Source organism: Arcicella sp. GW458-12-2-14-TSB2 (assembly GCF_059423785.1).
This window is the reverse complement of record NZ_JBWKYN010000005.1, coordinates 1-22722: the sequence shown is the minus strand read 5'-3', so window position 1 is coordinate 22722 and position 22722 is coordinate 1. Positions and strand designations below refer to the sequence as shown.

The window sequence follows — 22722 nt, the reverse complement described above, 5'->3', positions numbered from 1 at the left end:
GACGTTCAATTAATTATCAATCAGATGAAAACTATTAAAATATCACTTTTTCAATCGAAATCTCAGTAGTATTACTGAAGCCCCATTGATAGGGACTATCTAATTGAATTGATTTAATCTTTGTATTTTTCAAACCACTTGTGTTAAAAAACTTCATAGCGTCTGAAAAACTCTTTACTTTAATATTGGCAATAACTCCTCCTTTTAATACCGATGGAATTACTCTGAACCTTTCTACAGTATTGTCGTCATAAACAAAGTTTACAAACAAATAAGGCGGCTGAAAAGCTAATCTGGTAAATTGTCCGAACAAAGAATATTTCAGGTTGAATTTTATAAATAATAACTCAGCTGAATCAGGTAAATCAATCTTTTCAAAAGTGTTTATCACAGCTTTTTTAGTCAGATTATACTTAACTTCTTTCTTATTCGGGTTTTGTTTTAAAACCAGTAGACTATCGTAACCTACAGATTGTTTAACGGCAAGCGTATCAACAACTTTATAATTGGCCAACATGGTTAGCTTAGTTCTGTCTTCATCCCAGAAAAAATACTGTTCTCTGTAAGGGAATTCCTGATATAATAAATAATCAGGAGCCGTAGCAGATTGGTACTTCTGAGCATTCAGACTATCTAAATAACCAGAATATGCCTGATACGTTTGCACAATGGGTCTTGGGTTATACTTTAGTTTATTAACCATTATATAAGATATTTCCCAAGGCAAAATATCAACTGTTCCTTTGCTCAGATAATCATTCACTTCCTTCGGGAATGCTCTTTCCAGTGAATCTGCTTTGGTATAAGTAACGATTTCGTCATCAAATGAATGAGTAAAAAATCGTACTGCCGAAGAGCTACTGATAAAAGTGCCGATACCTTCGAGTGTTGATTTTCTGTGTTGCCAATTCCCTAAATCTCTTTTAGCGGTTGGCAAAGCTGAAAACACATATTCCTTTAAATTGCTTTTTGACCAAGACCAATGAATGATGTTTCTAAACACAAGACTAGAGAGAATCAAAATGATTACTTTCACTTGTATTCTTTTGTTATTTTCAACCAATAAGATTAACCCTATCATTACGGGGAAAAACAAAAAGAAACCATATAAATTGGTTGATGATAATGAAGCAAAACTTTGTTTATAACTCAAAAACAAAGACATTGCTATCAAACAAATCACATAGAAACGGTCTGCCATTAAGTCCTTATTATTCGCTTTGAATGGTAGATAATCCCAACAGATTGCTAGAAATAGAGATACTATCACCAATAATGCCAATAAAGCTAAAACAAGCCTAATTCCATTAATATCGTTCATCACAGCCTGAGCATCTATATATCCATCGACCAATTTAATACCTGAAGACAGGTATACCATTATATCCGTTTGTAATATATATGCCAGAATTAGCATCAGTACAATAGTAGTACTGGCCAATGCTATGACAAACTTTATTGTTAAATAACGCCTTAAACCAAAGAACAATAACGAACCGAACCATATTACTAGCATCGCTAGGCTTAAATTCAGTTTAATAAAAAAGGCAAGTATTGTGATGATGGTAACGACGCCCAAACTGTATATTTTCTTATGTTGTAGAAAGACTAACAAAAATCCTATTTGAAGAATCAATAAGGAAAATGATAAGTCGCCTACAAAGCGATAAGGGAAAAAACAAAGCCCCGCAAAAAACAAAGCCATCGCTTTTGATACTGACTTTTTTACGATTTCAACGATTAATACAACAAAACCAACTTGTATTAACAAATGAACCAAAAACGCTACAAGCTGATAAATAAAGCCATTGGGCGTATATCCTGTATTCAAAAACCCAAGTGGGCCATAAGTAAAAAGGAAATCCTGTCCGAACTTAAATTTATCTTCAATCGCTACTTTTAATGCTATACACCAAGAGGGGTCGAGTCCTTTAGTATATTCATGTACCCCTTCAAATGATGGCAAAAGCAAAAAAATCATCCACATCCAAGCAATCCATACGAAGGTTTTTTTTGAATATTGACTCATAAATAAACGATTGACCTTTACATGATTATTTTTAATTGGCACACAATTGCTCGTGTGCCAATCTATCTATTACTCTAACGTAATCTCTAATGCTAAACCTCTTAATTCGTGAATCAATACGTTGAATGATTCTGGAATACCTGGTTTTGGCATGCTTTCTCCTTTAACGATAGCTTCGTAGGCCTTAGCTCTACCAATCACGTCATCAGATTTCACCGTTAAGATTTCTTGCAAGATATTAGCAGCACCGAAGGCTTCTAATGCCCAAACCTCCATTTCACCAAAACGCTGACCACCAAATTGAGCTTTACCACCCAACGGTTGTTGTGTAATTAATGAGTATGGTCCGATTGAACGAGCGTGCATTTTATCATCAACTAAGTGACCTAATTTCAACATGTAGATAATACCTACTGTTACTGGTTGGTCAAACATTTCGCCTGTTAAACCATTGTATAAGTAAGTACGTCCCCATGCTGGTAAGCCTGCTTCTGCTAATTCTTGTGCCACTTCAGCTTCAGTACCACCATCAAAGATTGGTGAAGCGTATTTACGACCAAGTTTCTCACCTGCCCATGCTAATACGGTTTCATAAATCTGGCCGATGTTCATACGTGAAGGTACCCCTAGTGGGTTCAACACGATTTCAACTGGTGTTCCGTCTTCCAAGAATGGCATATCTTCATCACGTACAATACGGGCAACTACCCCTTTGTTACCGTGACGACCCGCCATCTTATCACCTACTTTCAACTTACGTTTCTTAGCGATATATACTTTCGCCAATTTCACAATACCTGCTGGTAATTCATCTCCTACTTCTAAAACAAACTTCTCGCGTTTGTAGCGACCTACTACTTCGTTACGACGAACGTTATAGTTTTTCACCATTTGTAACAACAAGATGTTGATTTCAGATTCTTCAGTAGCATTTTCAAGAATTAAATCAGCTAATAAGTTAGCTTCTTCAGGTACGCTATATGAACTATCGTCACGGTATAAGTTTTTAGCTGGGAACAATGCTTCCTCGATCATACGACCAGTCAATTTCGTTCCTGCTTCAATAATTACCGTTCCGAATTTATGCTTGATACCACCAGAAATTTTACCTTCTAACAATTCAATCATCTTACCAATCATCATTGCACGGATGGCAGTCAAATCTTTAGATAATTGTTTTGAAAGTCCAGCGATTTCTTTCTTAGCTTTCTCGCGTTCGTCTTTATCTTTCTTAGGACGGCTGAAAAGTTTTGTATCAATTACAACTCCTTTCAATGATGGAGGTGCTTTTTTAGAAGCATCTTTCACATCACCTGCTTTATCACCGAAGATAGCACGTAGTAATTTTTCTTCTGGAGTTGGGTCAGATTCTCCTTTTGGTGTAATCTTACCAATCAAGATATCTCCTTCTTTTACTTCAGAACCTACACGAATCACACCGCTTTCATCCAAGTTTTTCACAGTTTCTTCTGCTACGTTCGGGATTTCCGCTGTTAATTCTTCCTCACCACGTTTTGTATCACGTACTTCCAATTCAAATTCTTCAATGTGAATAGAAGTAAAGATGTCATCACGAACAACTTTCTCAGAAATTACAATAGCATCCTCGAAGTTGTAACCTTGCCATGGCATGAAGGCCACTTTCATGTTACGACCAAGTGCTAATTCTCCTTGCTGAGTAGCATATCCTTCACAAAGAGCTTGTCCTTTTGAAACGCGCTGTCCTTTACGAACGATTGGCTTTAAGTTGATAGTAGTATCTTGGTTGGTTCTACGGAATTTAATTAATTTATATTCCTTCGTATCTCCGTCAAAACTTACTAAATATTCTTCTGGCGACATATCGTATTTTACTACGATTTTGATACTATCTACATATTCAATTACACCGTCAGCTTCAGCAACTACTAAAGTACGTGAATCTAAAGCAACGCTTGCTTCTAAGCCAGTACCTACAATTGGATTTTCAGGACGTAACAATGGTACAGCCTGACGTTGCATGTTTGAACCCATCAAAGCACGGTTGGCATCATCATGTTCCAAGAAAGGAATCAAAGAAGCCGCTACCGATACAATCTGGTTTGGTGCAATATCCATTAATTGAGCCTCTTTAGGATCTACTAGTGGGAAGTCACCTTCAAAACGAGCTTTTACACGATTAGAAGTAAATACGCCATCTTCATCATAACGAGCATTCGCTTGTACGATGTTTTTGCCATCTTCTTCTTCAGCAGTAAAGAATGTAATCTCATCGATTTTCACTTTACCGTCTTCAATTGTACGATAAGGAGTTTCGATAAAGCCCATCGAGTTGATTTTAGCATGCACACAAAGTGATGAAATCAAACCGATGTTTGGTCCTTCTGGTGTTTCAATAGTACACAAACGACCGTAGTGCGTATAGTGAACGTCACGAACCTCAAAACCTGCACGTTCACGAGATAAACCTCCTGGTCCAAGTGCTGAAAGACGACGCTTGTGCGTAATCTCAGCCAATGGGTTGGTCTGATCCATAAATTGTGAAAGCTGGTTAGTACCGAAGAATGAGTTGATTACTGACGAAAGTGTACGAGCATTAATCAAATCAACTGGCTTGAAGTCTTCGTTATCACGAACGTTCATACGTTCTTTGATAGTACGAGCCATACGAGCCAAACCAACACCAAACTGTGCATATAATTGTTCACCTACTGTACGAACACGACGGTTAGACAAGTGGTCAATATCATCAATTAGTGCTTTTGAGTTAATCAATCCGATTAGGTATTTCACGATAGAGATAATATCTGCTTTCGTTAATACTTTTGTTTCCATCGGAATATCATGACCCAATTTCTTGTTGATTCTATAACGACCTACTTCACCTAAATCATAACGTTTGTCAGAGAAGAACAAGTTTTGGATAATATCACGAGCTGTTTGCTCATCAGGTGCTTCTGTATTACGCAACTGACGGTAAATTTGCTCAACCGCTTCTTTTTCTGAGTTAGATGAATCTTTCTGTAAAGTGTTATAGATGATGTTATAGTCATTCACGTTCATATCTTCTTTGTGAAGAATGATTGTGTCTAAATCAGCATCAATGATTGTATCGATATCGTCAGAAGTAATCGTAGAATCACGTTCTAATAATACTTCGTTACGGTCGATAGAAACTACTTCACCAGTATCCTCATCTACGAAATCTTCTTGCCAAGTTCTTAAAACCCTAGCAGCCAAACGGCGACCAACAGCTTTATTCAAGTTAGCACGATCAACTTTGATTTCTTCTGAAAGTCCAAATAAATCTAAAATGTCTTTATCAGAACCATAACCAATAGCACGCAAAAGCGTAGTTACTGGAAACTTCTTCTTACGGTCGATATAAGCATACATTACGTTGTTAACGTCTGTAGCAAATTCAATCCAAGAACCTTTGAATGGGATAATACGTGCTGAATATAATTTAGTACCATTTGTGTGACGACTCTGAGAGAAGAACACACCTGGCGAACGGTGTAATTGAGATACGATTACACGTTCAGCACCATTAATTACGAATGAACCACGTTCAGTCATGTAAGGGATATTCCCTAAGAACACTTCCTGTTCGATAGTTTCGAAATCTTCGTTGTCTGTATCATTACAGATAAGGCGCAACTTTGCTTTCAAAGGTACTGAATACGTCAAACCACGGTCGATACACTCATCAACAGAGTATTTCGGTGGATCTACTGAGTAATCAATAAAGTGAAGGACAAAGTTTTCACGAGAATCGGCAATTGGGAAGTTCTCAGCAAATACTTTGAAAAGACCTTCGTCAGTACGATTCTCCGCTGCGGTTTCCAACTGGAAGAAATCCTGAAACGACTTAACCTGAATATCCAAGAAATCTGGGTATTCGAGTAAGTTTTTGACTTTGGCAAAAGAAATTCTGCCCGTTTTTGTCATCTGTGTCAAGGCTGTTACTGTTTTGAAGTTTACAATCTGATATTTCTTAATCGGTAAAATAAGGTCAATAGAAAAGTCTTTGATGTTCAGCAATGGAACATCAAACTGGAAACTTTTGCATTGAAATACCTTTCAATTCCGAATAAAAACATATCTAAAAAATCTTTAAATCAATGACTTACAGCAAATTAGCGTAAGTAAAAAATGGAGCCTCGTAGAAGTGAGTAAATCATTTCCCTTGCATTCTTCCTACGAAAAAAGGATGTGTCTCGGAAATAACAACTTTTATTGAAACGCTAAGAGATTTCGTCGAGTTTCAACTAGCTTGCAAAAGTACACATTTTAATTTGATTATCAAGGGATTAGACAAGAAAATTTGTGAATTTTTCTACTATTCCCAAAATATTTTTCTATCGCCTATAGATTTTTAAATTAAAGCAACAAAGAAAAATTTTAAAGCACTATGAACTCTGGCTTTGTTAAGTATTTTTGTGAAATGCTATGAGCTTTAAGCCTTGAGCAATGAGCTTTTTTGTGTACTTGTATATTGATATCTTTCTATTAGCTGGCGACTTAAGTCCTATTGATTACCCACATCTTTTAAAAATTTAAAATGATGATGAGATTATTGATAAAATGGGCTTAAATCGCCTTTCAAACCTCATCCCCCAGCCCCTTCTCCTTCAGAGAAGGGGGGCAGACTTTGGAGTTTAAAGCTCCCCTCTCTGAAGGAGAGGGGTTGGGGGTGAGGTTAATTCGCTTTGATTATCAATTACTTATGCACTTGTGGGTAATCGATAGGATTTAAGTCGCCAGCTAATAGAAAAGGTTGAGTTTTTATTTTAACTATCTCATCTTAAACTAAACAACTTTAAGTCAATCATCCATTCATCGATTATCAATCACTAAATCACACATTCACTAAATCACTCAATAATTCATCAACATGAAAAAAAACTTAATAACAGGGATTTCCCTCCTATTTTTATCTGCACAATCCTTGACTTTTGGGCAATCTGTACCCAAACAAGCCCTTCAAGCGATTAATCCTGATGCTATTAAAGCCACAATGACCTACCTCGCCGATGATTTATTAGAAGGTCGTCAGCCCGGAACAAAAGGTTTCGCTTTAGCATCAAAATATATTGAAACAGAATTTATGGCTTTGGGTTTGAAGCCTGTCATCAATGGAAATTCATATATTCAAAAAGTACCCCTTAGAAAAGGCATAGTAAATGACAAAGCAAGTGGTTTGAGTTTGGTTATCAATGGGAAAGAAGAAACGTTAGATTATGGCAAGCACTTTATTGCTAGTCCAAACTTTATTAATGAAGCCTCTGAGATTGAAGCCCCTCTAGTTTTTGTTGGCTTTGGAGTACATGCACCCGAAATGAATTATGACGATTATCAAAACATTGATGTAAAAGGCAAAATCGTAGTGATACTCAATGGTGCTCCAGAAACTTTTCCCTCAAATGAAAGAGCCTATTTTACCAACAATACTGTTAAATCTAACGAAGCTATCAAGCGTGGTGCTGTCGGCGTAATTTCATTTAACCTTCCTACTGACAAAAGAACTACTTGGGACGCCACTGTCCGTCGTGCAAAACAAGGCTCTTTTAAATGGCTGGATGACAACAATATAGCCAAAGATGGTTTTCCTGAATTAAAAGGTGTAATCTTTTTTAACACCGAACATGCTGAAAAGCTATTTAGTAATACTGACAAAAAAACAGACGAGATTTACAGCAATGCCAAAGCAGGAAAAGTACAATCTTTCCCTTTAAATGTTAGTGCCAAAATCAAAGTAAAAACAGCTTATCAATTTGTACAAGGCTCAAATTTAGTAGGACTTATCGAAGGAAGCGACCCAAAACTCAAGGATGAATATGTAGTGTACGCCGCTCATCTTGACCATTTTGGTATTGGTGCATCTGTAAAAAATGATTCTATTTATAATGGTGCGCACGATAATGCTTCAGGGGTTTCAATCCTCTTAGAAATCGCCCATGCGTATCGTTCTTTACCCAAAGCACCTAAGCGTTCAATAATTATTACAGTAGTTACGGGTGAAGAATATGGCTTGTTAGGTTCTGATTATTTTGCCACAAATGCGCCGATAAAAGATGGTAAAATTGTAGCAAACTTAGCCATTGATATGCCTTTTTTCTTCCATCCTGTGCTAGACGTTGTTCCTTATGGAGCACAACATTCAAGCCTTTCAAAACAAGTAAAGCAAGCCACGGAAATACTTAAATTGAAAGTGAGTCCAGACCCTTTTCCAGAACAAGTGGTTTTTGTAAGAAGCGATCATTTTAGCTTTATCAAAAAGGGTATTCCTGCCTTATTTATCAAAAGTGGATTTATGACAGTACCAACGGATACGATTGACAGAAGTAAATCGGATGTGGCATGGCGAACTACCACGTATCATACACCACAAGATGATATGAGTCAGCCTTTCGACTTCCAAGCTTCCGCTACTCATGTAAAACTAAATTTCTTGATTGGCTATTTTGTTGCCAACGATAGCGTCGCTCCTACTTGGAATAAAGGTGATTTCTTTGGTGGGAAATTTGGGAAGTAGGGTTTTTAGCTTTAAGCTATCAGCTTTGAGCCTTGAGCTTTAATATTATACTCATGGCATGACTATCAAGTTGTTTTCAGAATAAACAATAAAATGTCAGTCATGCCATGAGTATTGTAAATCTTACCTCTCAACACTATCAAAATACTCCCATATTTTGCGAAGTATTATTATTTGTGGTTTCATGTCTAAAGACATGAAATAGCAGGCAAAAATCTTGTAGCTCACTGCTCGAAACTCAAACCTTAACGCTATTAAAATACTCCTTCTTTACCATTTTCGCCGTTTTATGATTGCCTGAGTGATGCCAACCTGGAGGCATAAAAATATACAAAACCTTAGCTTTTAGGCTCGGGGCTTGATAAACATCTTTCACCAACAAAGTGATTTCGCCAAAATAAGCATCTAAAAAATCGCCAGATTTCATTGGTCTGCTAATACCATATTCTATCACTTCCTCTTCTTTTTCGTCTTGCAGCGTACCAAAAGCTTTGTCCCAAATATTCAATAGATTACAAAAATTAGTATCCATATATATAGGGTTTTTGGCATGGTGTACTCTGTGGTGTGAAGGTGTAAGAATGATTTTATTCAAAAAACCCAAACGACCGTCATGCATAATATTCTCTCCGACATGGATAAAAGCTCCCCATGTACCATCAATAAACATGATGAGAAACAATAAGGGGGGATTTACACCTAATAAAATACAGATAGTAGTGCGAATAATATCGGCATAAGGAGCTTCCAGAAAAAAGTGTGTATAAGTCACTGACAAATTCATGTATTCGGGTGCGTGATGTGTAGAGTGCAGACACCAGAAAAGGCGTACTTTATGTCCTAGAAAATGATAGATAAAATGAGCAAACTCCCACACTATATAGCCATAAATAAACCAATACCAAGTAAATTCAGATTTAAAAACTGCATAAGGCTCAAACAAAGCAATACACACCCCAACCATGCCAATCGAGATAAATCGAGAGATAAACCGATTGAAAACATAGGTAAAAAAGGAAATTTTGTATTGATGAAAAGTAAGTCGGCGATAGAATAAAGCACGAATAATTTCAATGAATAACAATACAGGAATCAATGGTCCTAAAGCTTTACCAATACCATCTTGCGTAAGTAATGCTTGATAATTACCTGATTTAATAATTTCGACAAGTCCATTGAAACTAAAAAAGCCAACAATTTCTTGATAAAGTGTTTCTAAAAATTCCATAGATAAGTTAATGAGTGAATTGTGAATGAGTGATTATTTGTTGATAAGCTGTCGTCTCTTCATACTATGAGTATTTTTAGTTTTTGTCTCATCAATAAAAGCGAAAATATAAATACCGCAAATAAATACTCTACTGATTTGTAGGGATTTGTTTATTGAGGGAATGAGTGATTGAAGATTTAGTGATTTTAAATTGAATAAAGCAAAGCTATTCTAAAATCCGAAATCTGATTGCCGAAATCCGACATCTAAAATCTCACAGCTTATTAACAATTAAATAAAACAGATAATGATAGCGTTTTGAGGAAGAAAATGGAATTTTGTAGGCTAATAACTTTGAATTCATTAACAAAGAGACAACTAAAATAAAACCATGAAAACTTTTCAAATTCTTTTTACTTTCCTGATTTTTTCTTCCACTGTTTTTTCACAGAAAACTGCTAAAAAAGTAGTTTTTATGATTGTAGATGGCATTCCGGCCGATGCGATTGAAAAAACAGATATGCCTAATCTGAAAAAAATCAGTAGCCTTGGTGCTTATAAAAGAGCTTATGTGGGTGGTGAAAAGGGGCAATATTCACAAACTCCTACGATTTCGGCTGTAGGTTATAATAGTTTATTAACAAGTACGTGGGTAAATAAACACAATGTTTGGGGTAACGATATAAAAAAGCCTAATTATCATTATTGGAATATCTTTAGACTATTGAAAAGCCAATATCCAGCAAAAAAAATAGGGGTTTTCTCTACTTGGCTAGATAATAGAACCAAACTCATTGGCGAATCTTTAGCAGATGCAGGTAATATCAAAATGGATTTTGTGGCGGATGGTTATGAATTAGATACGCTTACTTATCCTCATGATAAACAAAGTGAATACATTCATAAAATTGATGAGAAAGTAAGTGATGAAGCCGCTAAAACTATTAAGGAAAACGCTCCAGACCTTTCGTGGGTATATTTAGAGTATTCTGACGACATGGGACATAAATATGGTGACAGCGAGCAATTTACTAAAGCATTAGGCTATGTAGATAACCAAATCGGCAAAGTATGGGAGGCTATTGAATATAGAAAGAAGAACTTCAAAGAAGATTGGCTAATCGTGATTACTACTGACCACGGAAGAGATGCCAAAACAGGCAAAAATCATGGAGGGCAATCAGACAGAGAACGTACTACATGGATAGCAACGAATACACCAAAACTGAACAATTATTTTCAGGAAAATCAACCTGCCATTGTGGATATTCTGCCTACGATTGCTCGTTTTATGGGTTTAGAAATTCCGAAAGAAAATCTAGTTGAAATGGATGGTGTAGCATTAATCAATCCAATTTCAGTGGCCAATCCAAATGCGGTTTTAGCGAATGATAGTTTACAAATTAGTTGGAAAGCTTTGGAGAAAAAAGGAGAAGTAAAAATATGGCTGAGTACAAGTAATCATTTTGAAGAGGGTGGAAAAGATATTTATGAATTAATTGATACTGTACCAACAGCGAAAGAATCTTTGAAAATTGATGTTAGTACAAAAAAATCATCCCTCTACAAAATATTGATAGAAGGACGATATAATACTGTAAATCGCTGGGTATTGGTGAAGTAAGTTTCTTACTTCACCAACTGTTTTAAAACTCCAAGTTTTCCAGTATTTCTAGTAAAAATTATGTTTTTTGATTGATTGGCTGATTTAACCACCATCAAATCTCTGACATCACCATTAATACTCAAGCCCGAAGTTTGATAAGGGATTGAGGTAAATGTTCCATGACCATTGCCTAACAAAACAGAACCTATTGAGGCATCATTCCTTCCTAATTGAACACGCCAAGGATAAAAATTACCAGCTACTATAATGTCTTTATTTCCATCATGATTAAAATCATCTATCATGATACTTGTCACCAAAGAAGCTTGAGCTGCTAAAGGTAAGGTTCTAGCCACAAATTTCCCATTACCTGTATTTTCAAAATAGGTTGTGCTGAGGGTATTAATCTTTAATGTTTTAGCATCTTTGAGTTGCTCGGGTGATAATAATTTTTCTAACGTTGCATCCGCATATTCTTGATACTTCAAGAATTTCTTACGAACCGAAGGCATTTGATTAGCCAACTCATCAAGCGAAGCCAAAGGATAACTTTTTCCTTGAATATAATAGCAAATCAGTGGTTCAATGGTGCCATTCTGGTCAAAATCGCCATAACAGAGGTTCAATGGCTCTTTTTCAGAGGCTTTGAATTGGGTATTTTGACCTAAATTTCCTGCTATCATATCCAAATCTCCATCGTTATCCATGTCTTCTATTATTAGCTTTGTCCAAAAACCATCAGTATTTTCTAATCCATACTTGGCTGTAGCATTCACCAACTGTCCTTTATGATTTTCATAGATAGTAATGGGCATAAATTCTCCTGCAATAATTAAATCTAACCACCCATCATGGTTAATGTCTGTCCACGAAGCAGTATTCACAATGCCGGGTTGTCTTAATGTTTGCTCTTTTTGTTCAGATGCATACTGAAATTTAATATTTCCATTTTTGCTCTCATTCCTCAGCAAATAACAATAGTCAGCCTCAGGAAAACTATTTGGCATAGAGCGTCCTCCTACAAAAACATCAATATCACCATCTTTATCATAATCTGCTACTGCTACACAACTTCCGTTACTTGTCAAATCTGGCAACGTTTTTTTAGCTTTAGTAAAAATGCCTTTGCCATTGTTGATATACAATTGGTCTTGATACACTTCATGATGCGCATCGAATTCTGTTCCTCCTCTTGCAATAAATAAATCTAGGTCTCCATCCTTATCAGCATCCAAAAAGCTCATCCCCATATCTTTGGACAATGTTTCTTTCTCCCAAGGTTGAGCAGCACTTCGCTGAAAGCCTCCACTAGCATTTTGAAGGTATAACTCCCCTGAATGCACTTGGTTTCCTCCTACAAAAACATCTTCTAACCCATCTCCATTTACATCTCCTTTAGCTATAAATGGTCCTTGTTTAGAAATCTGATAAGGTAAGAGTGATTGATGCTTGAAATCGACATAAGGCATTTCTTGATGCGTATATGAAAAACCTGCTGAGGTTGAATTATCCGCAAACCAAAAGGCAGGAGTCTGAACTTTCTGGTTATTAATCCTAGCCGTATTGCTATGAATAGTGATAGCTGTATCAGCCTTAATATTGTTCAGTTGCGTTTTTTTCCCATTAGTCCAATATATTTCTATTGATTTTATTGTTGTATCCTTTCCTAATCCAAAATGTAATGATGGCTCAACACTGCTCTGAAAGCCGTGTGAAGGATACATTTCCTGCATTTGGGTTGAATGCGCTGTTTTCAGTATCACTTTTGCACCTAATCCAAAATGATTCCCTCCGCTATCCCTCAAATGCAGTTTAATATAATGATTGGTTGAAACTTGTCTGCTACGATTCTCATAAACCATAGCGGGCGAATTGCTGTTGCTGACAACCAAATCTAAGTCTCCATCGTTGTCTAAATCAGCATAAGCAGCACCTGTGCTAATAGAGGGTTCAGACAAACCCCATTTTTCTGTTATATTTTGAAAGACCAAGCCTTCTTTACTGTTTCTGTTCAAAAAGCAATAATTACTAATTTTGGTACTCGACATCTTTTTAATCAACTCCCAAGTATTAATTTTTTGCCCCAGTGCTTTGGCTTTATTTACTTCTTCTTGATAAGTATATTTCAAGAAATCCATGCTAGTGAAATCTCGTAAATAGCCATTGGTAATGTATAAATCTTTGTTACCATCATTATCTAAATCACACACTAGCGGACTCCAACTCCAATCGGTATTAGACATTCCTGCTAGTTGCCCTATTTCACTAAATTGTGGGATGCCTTCGCTATTATTGCCAACATTCATCTGCAACATATTGCGCATATTCTGATGATGGAAACCACTATCTACCAGTAATTGATAGGTATCGTATTCATCTGGTCCTTTTAATAGTTTCTGCCTACGATTATCCTCTGGAAGCATATCTAATGTTACAATATCTGCATTTTGGTCATTGTTGAAATCAACAATATCCGACCCCATCGAAAACTTAGAAATATGCCCAATACTTTTCTTCAATATCTCAGAGAAATGTCCATTTTTAAGGTTTAGGTATAAAAAATCTTGCTCGTTATAATCGTTGGTTACGTACAAATCTGCCCAACCATCATTGTTTACATCGCCAATGGCAACACTCAACCCAAAGTTCAAACCACTTCCATTAATCCCTGCTTCGTCGCTTATATCTGTAAAATATCCCTTGTCGTTTCTGTATAGCCTATTCCCAAATTTAGGATGTCTCGTTTTTCGTAGCTTTTCAGTATTAAAAAATGCATTATAAAACATATCTGCATGATTGACCATAAACATATCAAGGTCGCCATCATGGTCCATATCAAAAAAAGCCACCTGTGTGGTAAATGTACCAACGGCATCTAAGCCATACTTTGCCGCACTTTCCACAAAAGTGGGAACACCAATTTTGCTTCCTGTATTGATATACAGTTCATTTCTTCGGTCTTCGTCAGTACCCGACCCTGAGTAACAAACATAAATATCAAGCTTTCCATCGGCATTGATATCAACCATTGTCACGCCTGTTTTCCATTTCTTTCTACCAGCCACCCCTGCAATATCTGTCACGTCTTCAAACTGAAAAGCTGCTTTATCTGATTTCCCTTTGTTGAGATATAGTTTATTCGAAACCATATTTCCTGAAAAATAAACATCAGGTAGTCCATCATTATTTACATCGCCGATAGCAACCCCACTACCATTGTATAAATACTGATATTCTAATACATTTAATTGTTCATTTTCTTGAATTTCATTCACAAACGTTATTCCCGAATCTTCGGGTTTTACCAGATGAAACAAAGGTTCGTCTGTGGATGACTTACAAGCATATAAAACAAAAGGTACTAACAAAAGAAGAAGTCGCTGTATCATTGTGAAAAAGCCAGAATATTGAAAGAGGTTATCAAGAATTAACTTTATAGCATGTTAGTCCTTAATAACCTCTTTGATTAAATAAATTCAACTATTAAAACATTGAAGCTGTTTAAACTTTCCCTTTCGGGTTAAACTAAGTCTTTTAGAATAGCTTGTTTCAACATTTTCTCAGCGTAGCGATGCTATGCCTCGCAAATTTTGAAAAAATCAATTCAAAAATACAATACTTTCACCTCAGAAACGGAAAATTCAAACAGCTTCATTGAAATAATTACCAACCAGCTATTTGTTTAGCCGCTGGGTTTTTATCTATTTCAGATTGTGGAATCGGTAACACATATAATTTAGATGGGAAACTTCGTGTTTCAAAAGCATACTTTGTATAAGTAAGCGTATTACCAGTTTTAGTTACTTTCATCCCATACAAAGGCCCATTCAATAAGCTTTCAGCTATTTTCCATCGACGAATATCAAAGAATCTGTGTTCTTCGAAGGCTAGCTCTATTCTACGCTCATTTCTGATTTTAGCTCGCATTTGTTCTTTTGAAAGTCCTGTTTCTAAATCTGGCATACCTGCTCTTTTTCTGATAGCGTTGATGGCATTATATACCGTAGCATCAGGACCAGACGCTTCATTTTTAGCTTCTGCATAATTTAACAAAACCTCTGCATATCTCATAAAAATCCAATCTTGGTCACTACTTTTTGTATAAATAACATATTGCTCTTCATGAAATTTACGCAGAATATACCCTGTTTTTGTATCTTCAGGCTTACCAGTTACATCTCCTCCGCCAGGGAACAATTCTATTACTTTTCCGCGGAAAGTAGAACCATTATGTACTACTGTTGCTTCAAAACGAGGGTCAAGATTTGTATAAGGATCAGTTGGTTTATATAAAGGAGAAGTAGTTTGAGACTTTCCATCAATCATCTCGTAAGAGTCTACGAAATTCTGAGTAGGTACATTACCACCCCATCCCGCATCACTACCTCCTTTGAATGAAGGCGGTGTATTCACAACGTCAAATCCGTTATTCAATCCATAATGAACTTTATCAGGTGCTTGAAATTTCTTCGCAAATATTACTTCGTTATTGTTCTTTACAAGAAACAAGGTTCTATAATCACTGAACAACGTATAGTCTGTATTAATTACTTTATTAGCAGCATCTGCCGCAGCAGCCCAACGTTCGGCATATAATAACACACGACTTTTTAACGCATTTGCTGCCCCTGATGTTGCTCTACCTGCTTCAATAGCTCCTTTTTTAGGTAATAATGAAGCCGCTTTATCCATATCGCTTAAGATAAAATCTACCACTTGGTCATAAGTAGCTCTCGGTAATTGAAAATTATCATTAAGTGTCAAGCTTTTACTGATTAATGGTACTCCTGTAGGTTCGCTACCTGTAGATTTCTGTCCGTATAATCTCAAAAGTTCATGATAAATAAACCCTCTTAAAAAATAGGTTTCTCCCATAAGACGATTCCTAAGGGTCTCATCTTTTAGTCTACCAAGGTTCTCTAAGGCAACATTTGTTTTTCTGACTAAGGCATAATAATCACCCCATGTTTCACCCCAAGGAGTTCCAGAAGGTAAAAAATTACCCGATTGTAACTCGTTAGAATGCGTCCAAGGCATACACACTTCGCCATCATCCGAAACACCATCTAATAAATAAAGCCCCTTAGCCCAGCCTTGGTAGTTGCGGTCAAAGCCTGAAGGCATTCGCCCGTAAATGGCATTAATAAATTGTGTTGCTCCTTGTGGGTCAGTCCAAACTGTTTCTTCTGTAAGCGAATCTTTAGGCACTTGGTCTAAGATACCGCTATCACAACCTAAAAGTATTGAGATGCACGCCACTAGCGTACATTGACGTAATATTGTATTTTTAATAATTATATTCATCTTGATGTCTTCTAAAATTTAAAGTTTACTCCTGCATTCCATATTCTGAATTGTGGGTAATCCCACCCTCTACCACTTGCATTTTCAGGGTCATAATTTTTTATCTTCGACCACGTAGCTATGTTATTGGCATTGACATAAATGCGTAAGCCTTTAATGAATTTTTGCTTTAATTTATCTACCGGAAGATTATACGCCAATTCTATATTTTTAAGACGTATATACGAGGCATCTTTCATCCAGAATGAAGATTCACTGTGGTTAAGGTTACTCACATCAATTAGTACACGTGGCTCACTGGCATTAGGGTTTGTTGGCGTCCAACGATCCAAATTTGATTGCAAAGCACCCGCCCCTACAAAAAATGGCCATGCACCTTCGCCTGCATAATATTGGTTCACATTGGTAGCTCCTTGAAATAGGAATGAAAATTCAAAGTTTTTGTATTGCACGTTACCGTTATACCCAAAAATAATTTCTGGCGTATTAGATTTTCCGATAGGTACTCTATCTAGGTCGTTTATTTTACCATCTTTGTTGATGTCTTCAAAACGAATATCGCCAGGGGCCGTCTTTCCTATTTGGGTTGGTGCATTGTCAACTTCTTGTTGCGTTTGGAATATTCCTATCGCTCTAAGTCCAAATTGCGTATTAAGCGGCTGACCTGTTCTCTTGATGTTTGGATTTTCTGAATCAGCTTCATCAATGAAAATAATTTTGTTTTTCACAAAAGTGAAGTTTCCACTCATCGAATAACGTAAATCTTTGTTTACTCTATTCTTATGACCTACGGTTATTTCAATCCCTCCATTATTAACTTTTGCGAGGTTTTCAATCGGTAATCCAATACCCAAAAGACCCGGCACTGAAAGGTTTCTATCTGCTAGGATATCGCTTCTTTTATCAAAGAAATAGTCGACACTGGTCGTCAATTTACCTTTCCAAAACGTTCCGTCAACACCAATATTAAGTTTTTTAACAGTTTCCCATGTTACATCTGGATTAGACAAACGACCTTCATCAATACCCGGTTGTACGCTTCCATTACCAAAAACGGCTGAACTATTTACATAGTAAGATTGTAAATAAAGGAATCTTTGGCTACCCAAACGGTCGTTTCCTAAAATACCGTAAGAACCACGAATCTTTAAGTAATCAATTGTTGAAGATTCTTTCAGGAATGACTCTTGTGATATTACATACCCTAGCGAAACTGAAGGGAAAAAGCCCCAACGTTTTCCTTTAGCAAACTGCTCTGAACCATCGGCTCTAAAGCTACCTTCAATCGTATATTTGTCATCATAAGACCAGTTAAATCTACCTACAATCCCTTGTCTTCCACTACTTCCCGAATAACCACTATTGTTACGGTTGGCGGCTGCACCAAAATTCAGCTCATCAATCCCTAAATTATAGCCATCTCTTGAAGCCCATAATGAATTCCATGACTGTTTTGTTTGTGTATATAATAATAACCCTGATAATGCACTTAATCCAATCGTCTTTTTGTAGTTCAAGTGTGTTTCTAATGTTACCGATTGGTCATCATAATTTCTTTGTTCCAACAAACTAGCACCCTTTGCTCCTTCTACAAAAGTTCCGTCTGGGTTTCTGCTATAAAATGGAATTTTAGTAAAAGTCCAGTTTTTGTCTCCTGTAAAAGTTTTGTCATAAGCTGCTATTCCTTTTATTGATAGACCAGGTATAAATGGCAATTGTTGCTCTAATTCTATTCTGCCTCTGAACGACTGTATGCCAGTTTTTCTGTATCCATTATCAGGTAATGTTAAATAAGACGGACCATTAGAATACTGTCCGTTCGACCATTGAATGGGTGCTCTATTGGGTGGCGTTCCAGACATCCAACGAAATACCTCTGTTGATGCCACATTATTAGTTTTTTCATCTCTACCAGAAATATCAAATGATAGCTTGGTAGTACTGGTAACATTAGCATCAATATTAGTTCTAAAATTGTATCTATCGAATACGTTTGAAGGAATGATACCCTCTTGTTTTAAATAACCAAAGGAAGTAGCATAGCGTATTTTATCCGACCCACCTGAAGCTGATAGGTTGTAACTACGCATTAAAGCACTTTTTTTCAATACAGAAAACCAATCGGAATCTGGATGTGTATCAGGACTTGAATGCGTGCGATACTTTTGTAAGTCGTCTTCGGTATAAAGTGGAGATTTTCCTTCATTAGCCAAAGCTTCATTATATAATGATGCAAATTCGTATGAATTCAAAAATTGAGGGTTTCTGGTTCTTTCTTGTACCCCTATGTTAGAAGAAAAATTGATTTGCATTTTTCCCTCTGCACCTCTTTTAGTAGTCACAAGAATTACACCGTTACCCGCACGAATCCCAAAAACAGCAGCACTTGCGGCATCTTTCAAGATAGAGAAAGACTGTATTTCACTAGAATTTAACTGAGCAAAGTCGCTAGAAGAACGCACAATTCCATCAATAACAAAGATTGGCGAAGCATCTCCTGTAGTACCAATACCCCTGATATAAATATTAGAAGCATCTTTGCCCGGTTCCCCTGAACGTTGCGTAGCGATAAGCCCTGCGGTTTGTCCAACTAATGAATTACTAAGGTTTGGGGAAGGATTCTGACTTATTTCTTTGGGTGTTACGACAGATACTGCCCCAGAAATTTCACTTTTCTTTTGCGTACCATAACCTACTACAATTACTTCATCAAGATTGCCAATATCTGCCTTTAAAACTACATTCAGTGAAGTTTGCTTGCCAACAACAACTTCGCTTTTTAAATATCCCACAGAAGTAAATACCAAAACGGCTTGTTCGTTCGGAATTGATAGCTTAAACTTTCCGTTTGGGTCGGTAGTAGTCCCCCTGCTTGTTCCTTTTATTAAAATACTTACTCCAACAAGTGCTTCCCCCTTATCATCCGTGACAGTACCCGTTATTACATCCTCAATTTTTTCGGACGCTTGGGCGGTACTGATTTTGTTTTCTGAGGGAACTTCGTTTTTTCTTTTTAAAAGAATTTGCTGTCCAGATACTTCATAATTAATACTTAATGGAGATAAAAAGTCAGTCAAAACCTCAGAAAGTGGTTTTCCTTCTGCATCAATTGAAACCTTTCTTTTTGATTCAATCAACTCGGGACTATACATAAAATTGATTCCCACTAACTTTTCAATTTTTTGTAAAACATCCTCTACTTCATTCTTTTTCAAATGGAGTGTCACTTTCTTGTTCAACAAATCTTGAGCTTTAGTATCATGAGCAAATGAGAAGCTCATGCACAAAACAGATAAAGCGATTTGCAGTAAACTGATTTTCATGATTTTTCGTAAAATTTGATACGATGGCAACTTTTTTTTCATACTTTTGAATAATTTGTTAGTTGGAAAGAATTGGCAAAGGAATCCCCTCATCCATTTCTGGATGTTTGTGTCGAAGCAAAGCGAAGGGGACATTTTAGGTGAACGATGCGTCAACATTGTTCACCTTTTTTATTGATTATGTAGTACTCATATTAAATTACTTGCAAGATTTACCAGAAATAATAATTTGCCCATCTGAAACCTCATAGCTAGCCTCCGTAATCGAACAAATCCATTTTAGTTTTTCAAAAAGAGGTTCATCACCAAGTTTTGCTGTAATGCTACATTTAGACATTACTTCTTCATCATAAACAATATCTACTCCATACGATTTTTCAAGGATGCTAAATACCTCTGAAATAGGGGTTGCATTAAATTCAAACTTTTGGTTTTCAATAGGCAATGTTAATATCACAGGATTATCCACAATAGCTTTCACTAGCCTGATTTCCTGACGTTGGTAGATAGCCTGTTGATTAGCCGTTAAAACCATTCCCGTTAGTTCTCTATTATTTTTGAGCTGTGAAGCACTTTCATCATGTTGGGTAAAAACCGATACTTTCCCTGTTTTTACAATTACCCGAATGTCTTTATCTTTTCCAAAAGCCTTTATGGTAAAGCTTGTCCCTAGCACCTTGGTAATCAATTCATTGGCATATACAAAAAATGGACGTTCAGGATTTTTAGCTACTTCAAAAAAGGCTTCCCCTATTAAATAAACTTCTCTTTTGGTACCATTAAATGTTTTCTGATAGCTTAATCGACTATCTTTTTGGAGGATAATTGAGCTCCCATCGGGCAACTGTACCAGCTTGCTTTTTTCTCCATCATTAATCACCTCCACAAGTTCACTATTCGCCTTTGCATCAGAGGTCTGTTTTTGATAGAGGGCATATTCTTGTTTTCCTTCATTTTTATTCAAGAAAAACCAACTTATGCCTATCAATACGATAATAGATGCTGCTACTGCCCAATATCTTCTCCAAAGCGGAACCACTTCGGTTATTTCTACTTCTTCTTCTGGTAAATGCTCTTGTTTTTTAGCTTCGGTGATTGCTTTCTGAATCTGAGAATCGATATACTGGTCTTCCAAATCAACAGCTTCCCCTTGAATCGACATTAAGAAATCTCGGGCATGTTCTACAAGTTCCTTTCTATCTATATCTGCTGCTATCCAAGATGTCCAGTAAGCACCATCTTGTGAATTTCTATCAAATACCCAAGTCCTGAAACTTGGATTTTCCAATAGCTCTTGAAATTCTTTATTAGTTATCATAAAATGCTTGAAATAGCTGTTCTAATGCTAACATCCCAAAAGAGGGCATTGGATACTCACAAAAAAGACAATTTTTTAATAAAATTATACAAATATTTTTTTTGGCTTCATATTTCGCTAATTATCAAGCCTTTCGGTTTGCTAAAAACCTACTTTGAAATGCTACTTAGGGAAATATAATGAGGTAGGAGGTAAAATATTAGAAAGTCAACCAGCAGAATAGTAGCAATACAAGTTCCCAGTTTTCGCGAATAGTGGCTAAAGCTCTCTGGATAGTATTACTAACCGATTGTGGTTTTATTTGAAGTAATTGAGCGATTTCCTCCACCCGAAGGTCTTGGTAAAATCGAAGGTACAGGATTTCGCGTTGCCTTTCTGGCAACTGTTTTAAGGAAGACGATACTTTGCTATTAATGCTTTTTGAAGATTCTTCTGCGATAAAAGATATTTCAGAAGAATCCTCCACATGAATATCGTTAAAATCATCTTCTAAAGGCACAGCCTTGAAAAGTTGCAAGGTTTTGAAAAGTTGGTTTCTAAAAGCCCTTAATAAATAAAATTTTACAGATTCTACTTCATTGAGAGAAGCACGGCGAATCCATAATTTTATCAACAAGTCTTGAATAGCATCCTCAATGATTTGATTGTTGGAGGTAAACTTTCTGCCATAATGCACCAACGTTTTATAATACTGCTTAGATAATTGTGTAAAAGCCACCTCGTCACCTGCTCTGAAATGATTCCAGAGCAATTGTTCTTGCGATAGTTGTGTACTTTTAATGGGGTTGGTCATTTTTCAAGCAATATTTACACGAAATAACCAACAATATCTAAAAATAACAATACTTTATGTTATTAAGTGGTTGGTTCTACTAATATTAAAGGTATTGTGATAGCACAAAATACTCTCGAAAAAATACTTCAATCCTTAATTCAAATGTTCCTCAAACAATTTTACGCTTGCTTTTAATTCCTCAATTGTTTCTCTGTATTCCTCACCTGCTTTCAGATACTCGTTTGGATATTCGTCTTTTAAATATTCCATTGTTAAAAAATAAATTGGTTTTAGGCGGTCTTTGAATGCTGGCGTTTCTTCAAAAAAAGAGAGTACTGAATGGTATTGTTTTTTTGCAAATAGTATTATAAAGCAGTTTAACAAACGTTTATCCTCTAATAAATTCATATTGATTGATAAAGTATATCTTAGAATTTTTAGATAACTTTCTATGTCTATGCCATTATTAGTGATACTCTTCAATAATGCAAATGATAAAATTAAGCTTGCGTTTATTTGAGGCAAATCCTTTTTTGAAAGAATATAATCTTTCTTTAAATAATCTGAAATTGGTAGAAAAACCATTAAAATTTGTTCCTCAATAAAGTTATTAACTTCAATGTCTATAACGTTATTTAGC

The 22722-nt window shown here is 36.2% G+C and carries 11 protein-coding genes; 2 read left to right on the top strand and 9 right to left on the bottom strand.

Annotation, left to right across the window (positions count from 1 at the left end; genetic code table 11):
- Positions 1-34 precede the first annotated feature (34 nt).
- Both AC07XN_RS01220 and rpoB read right to left on the bottom strand, forming a co-directional pair.
- Positions 35-2029 carry a hypothetical protein gene (locus AC07XN_RS01220; RefSeq protein ID WP_494741760.1) on the bottom strand — a complete coding sequence of 665 codons (1995 nt, stop codon included), beginning with the start codon at positions 2027-2029 and terminating at the stop codon, positions 35-37.
- 69 nt (positions 2030-2098) lie between these two features.
- Positions 2099-5959, bottom strand: a complete 3861-nt coding sequence (gene rpoB, locus AC07XN_RS01215) for a DNA-directed RNA polymerase subunit beta (protein WP_309921116.1) — start codon at positions 5957-5959, stop codon at positions 2099-2101.
- A gap of 946 nt (positions 5960-6905) precedes the next feature.
- Between rpoB and AC07XN_RS01210 the strand changes: the two genes are divergently transcribed.
- Positions 6906-8546 carry a M28 family metallopeptidase gene (locus AC07XN_RS01210; RefSeq protein WP_494741759.1) on the top strand — a complete coding sequence of 547 codons (1641 nt, stop codon included), beginning with the start codon at positions 6906-6908 and terminating at the stop codon, positions 8544-8546.
- Between the two features lie 238 nt (positions 8547-8784).
- Here AC07XN_RS01210 and AC07XN_RS01205 read toward each other — a convergent pair whose 3' ends face one another.
- Entirely contained in the window at positions 8785-9774 is a 990-nt protein-coding gene (locus AC07XN_RS01205; protein WP_494741758.1) for a sterol desaturase family protein, read from the bottom strand.
- A gap of 373 nt (positions 9775-10147) precedes the next feature.
- On the opposite strand from AC07XN_RS01205, the gene AC07XN_RS01200 reads away from it, so the two are divergent.
- Positions 10148-11380, top strand: a complete 1233-nt coding sequence (locus AC07XN_RS01200) for an alkaline phosphatase family protein (RefSeq protein WP_494741757.1) — start codon at positions 10148-10150, stop codon at positions 11378-11380.
- Positions 11381-11385: 5 nt separating this feature from the next.
- Here the strand turns inward: AC07XN_RS01200 and AC07XN_RS01195 are convergent, their stop codons facing one another.
- The 6 genes from AC07XN_RS01195 to AC07XN_RS01170 all read right to left on the bottom strand — a co-directional run.
- A complete protein-coding gene (locus AC07XN_RS01195) occupies positions 11386-14751 on the bottom strand; it encodes a VCBS repeat-containing protein (protein WP_494741756.1) in 3366 nt (1121 codons plus the stop codon).
- A 274-nt stretch (positions 14752-15025) separates the two neighbouring features.
- On the bottom strand, positions 15026-16666 hold the full coding sequence (locus tag AC07XN_RS01190) for a RagB/SusD family nutrient uptake outer membrane protein (RefSeq protein WP_494741755.1): 1641 nt from the start codon (positions 16664-16666) through the stop codon (positions 15026-15028).
- A gap of 11 nt (positions 16667-16677) precedes the next feature.
- A complete protein-coding gene (locus AC07XN_RS01185; protein WP_494741754.1) occupies positions 16678-19989 on the bottom strand; it encodes a TonB-dependent receptor in 3312 nt (1103 codons plus the stop codon).
- A gap of 199 nt (positions 19990-20188) precedes the next feature.
- The gene (locus AC07XN_RS01180; protein WP_494741753.1) at positions 20189-21307 is read right to left on the bottom strand and encodes a FecR family protein; all 1119 of its coding nucleotides are present in this window, start codon (positions 21305-21307) and stop codon (positions 20189-20191) included.
- 199 nt (positions 21308-21506) lie between these two features.
- A complete protein-coding gene (locus AC07XN_RS01175) occupies positions 21507-22100 on the bottom strand; it encodes an RNA polymerase sigma factor (protein ID WP_309920743.1) in 594 nt (197 codons plus the stop codon).
- Between the two features lie 135 nt (positions 22101-22235).
- A partial coding sequence (locus AC07XN_RS01170) for a hypothetical protein (protein WP_494741752.1) occupies positions 22236-22722 on the bottom strand: 487 nt, incomplete at its 5' end.

What these genes read in the sequence shown, in the direction of transcription:
- AC07XN_RS01195 (WP_494741756.1), bottom strand. Translation starts at nt 14,751, where the DNA reads ATGATACAGCGACTTCTTCTTTTGTTAGTACCTTTTGTTTTATATGCT.
- AC07XN_RS01180 (WP_494741753.1), bottom strand. Translation starts at nt 21,307, where the DNA reads ATGATAACTAATAAAGAATTTCAAGAGCTATTGGAAAATCCAAGTTTC.
- AC07XN_RS01205 (WP_494741758.1), bottom strand. Translation starts at nt 9,774, where the DNA reads ATGGAATTTTTAGAAACACTTTATCAAGAAATTGTTGGCTTTTTTAGT.
- AC07XN_RS01210 (WP_494741759.1), top strand. Translation starts at nt 6,906, where the DNA reads ATGAAAAAAAACTTAATAACAGGGATTTCCCTCCTATTTTTATCTGCA.
- AC07XN_RS01220 (WP_494741760.1), bottom strand. Translation starts at nt 2,029, where the DNA reads ATGAGTCAATATTCAAAAAAAACCTTCGTATGGATTGCTTGGATGTGG.
- AC07XN_RS01175 (WP_309920743.1), bottom strand. Translation starts at nt 22,100, where the DNA reads ATGACCAACCCCATTAAAAGTACACAACTATCGCAAGAACAATTGCTC.
- AC07XN_RS01190 (WP_494741755.1), bottom strand. Translation starts at nt 16,666, where the DNA reads ATGAATATAATTATTAAAAATACAATATTACGTCAATGTACGCTAGTG.
- AC07XN_RS01185 (WP_494741754.1), bottom strand. Translation starts at nt 19,989, where the DNA reads ATGAAAATCAGTTTACTGCAAATCGCTTTATCTGTTTTGTGCATGAGC.
- AC07XN_RS01200 (WP_494741757.1), top strand. Translation starts at nt 10,148, where the DNA reads ATGAAAACTTTTCAAATTCTTTTTACTTTCCTGATTTTTTCTTCCACT.
- rpoB (WP_309921116.1), bottom strand. Translation starts at nt 5,959, where the DNA reads ATGACAAAAACGGGCAGAATTTCTTTTGCCAAAGTCAAAAACTTACTC.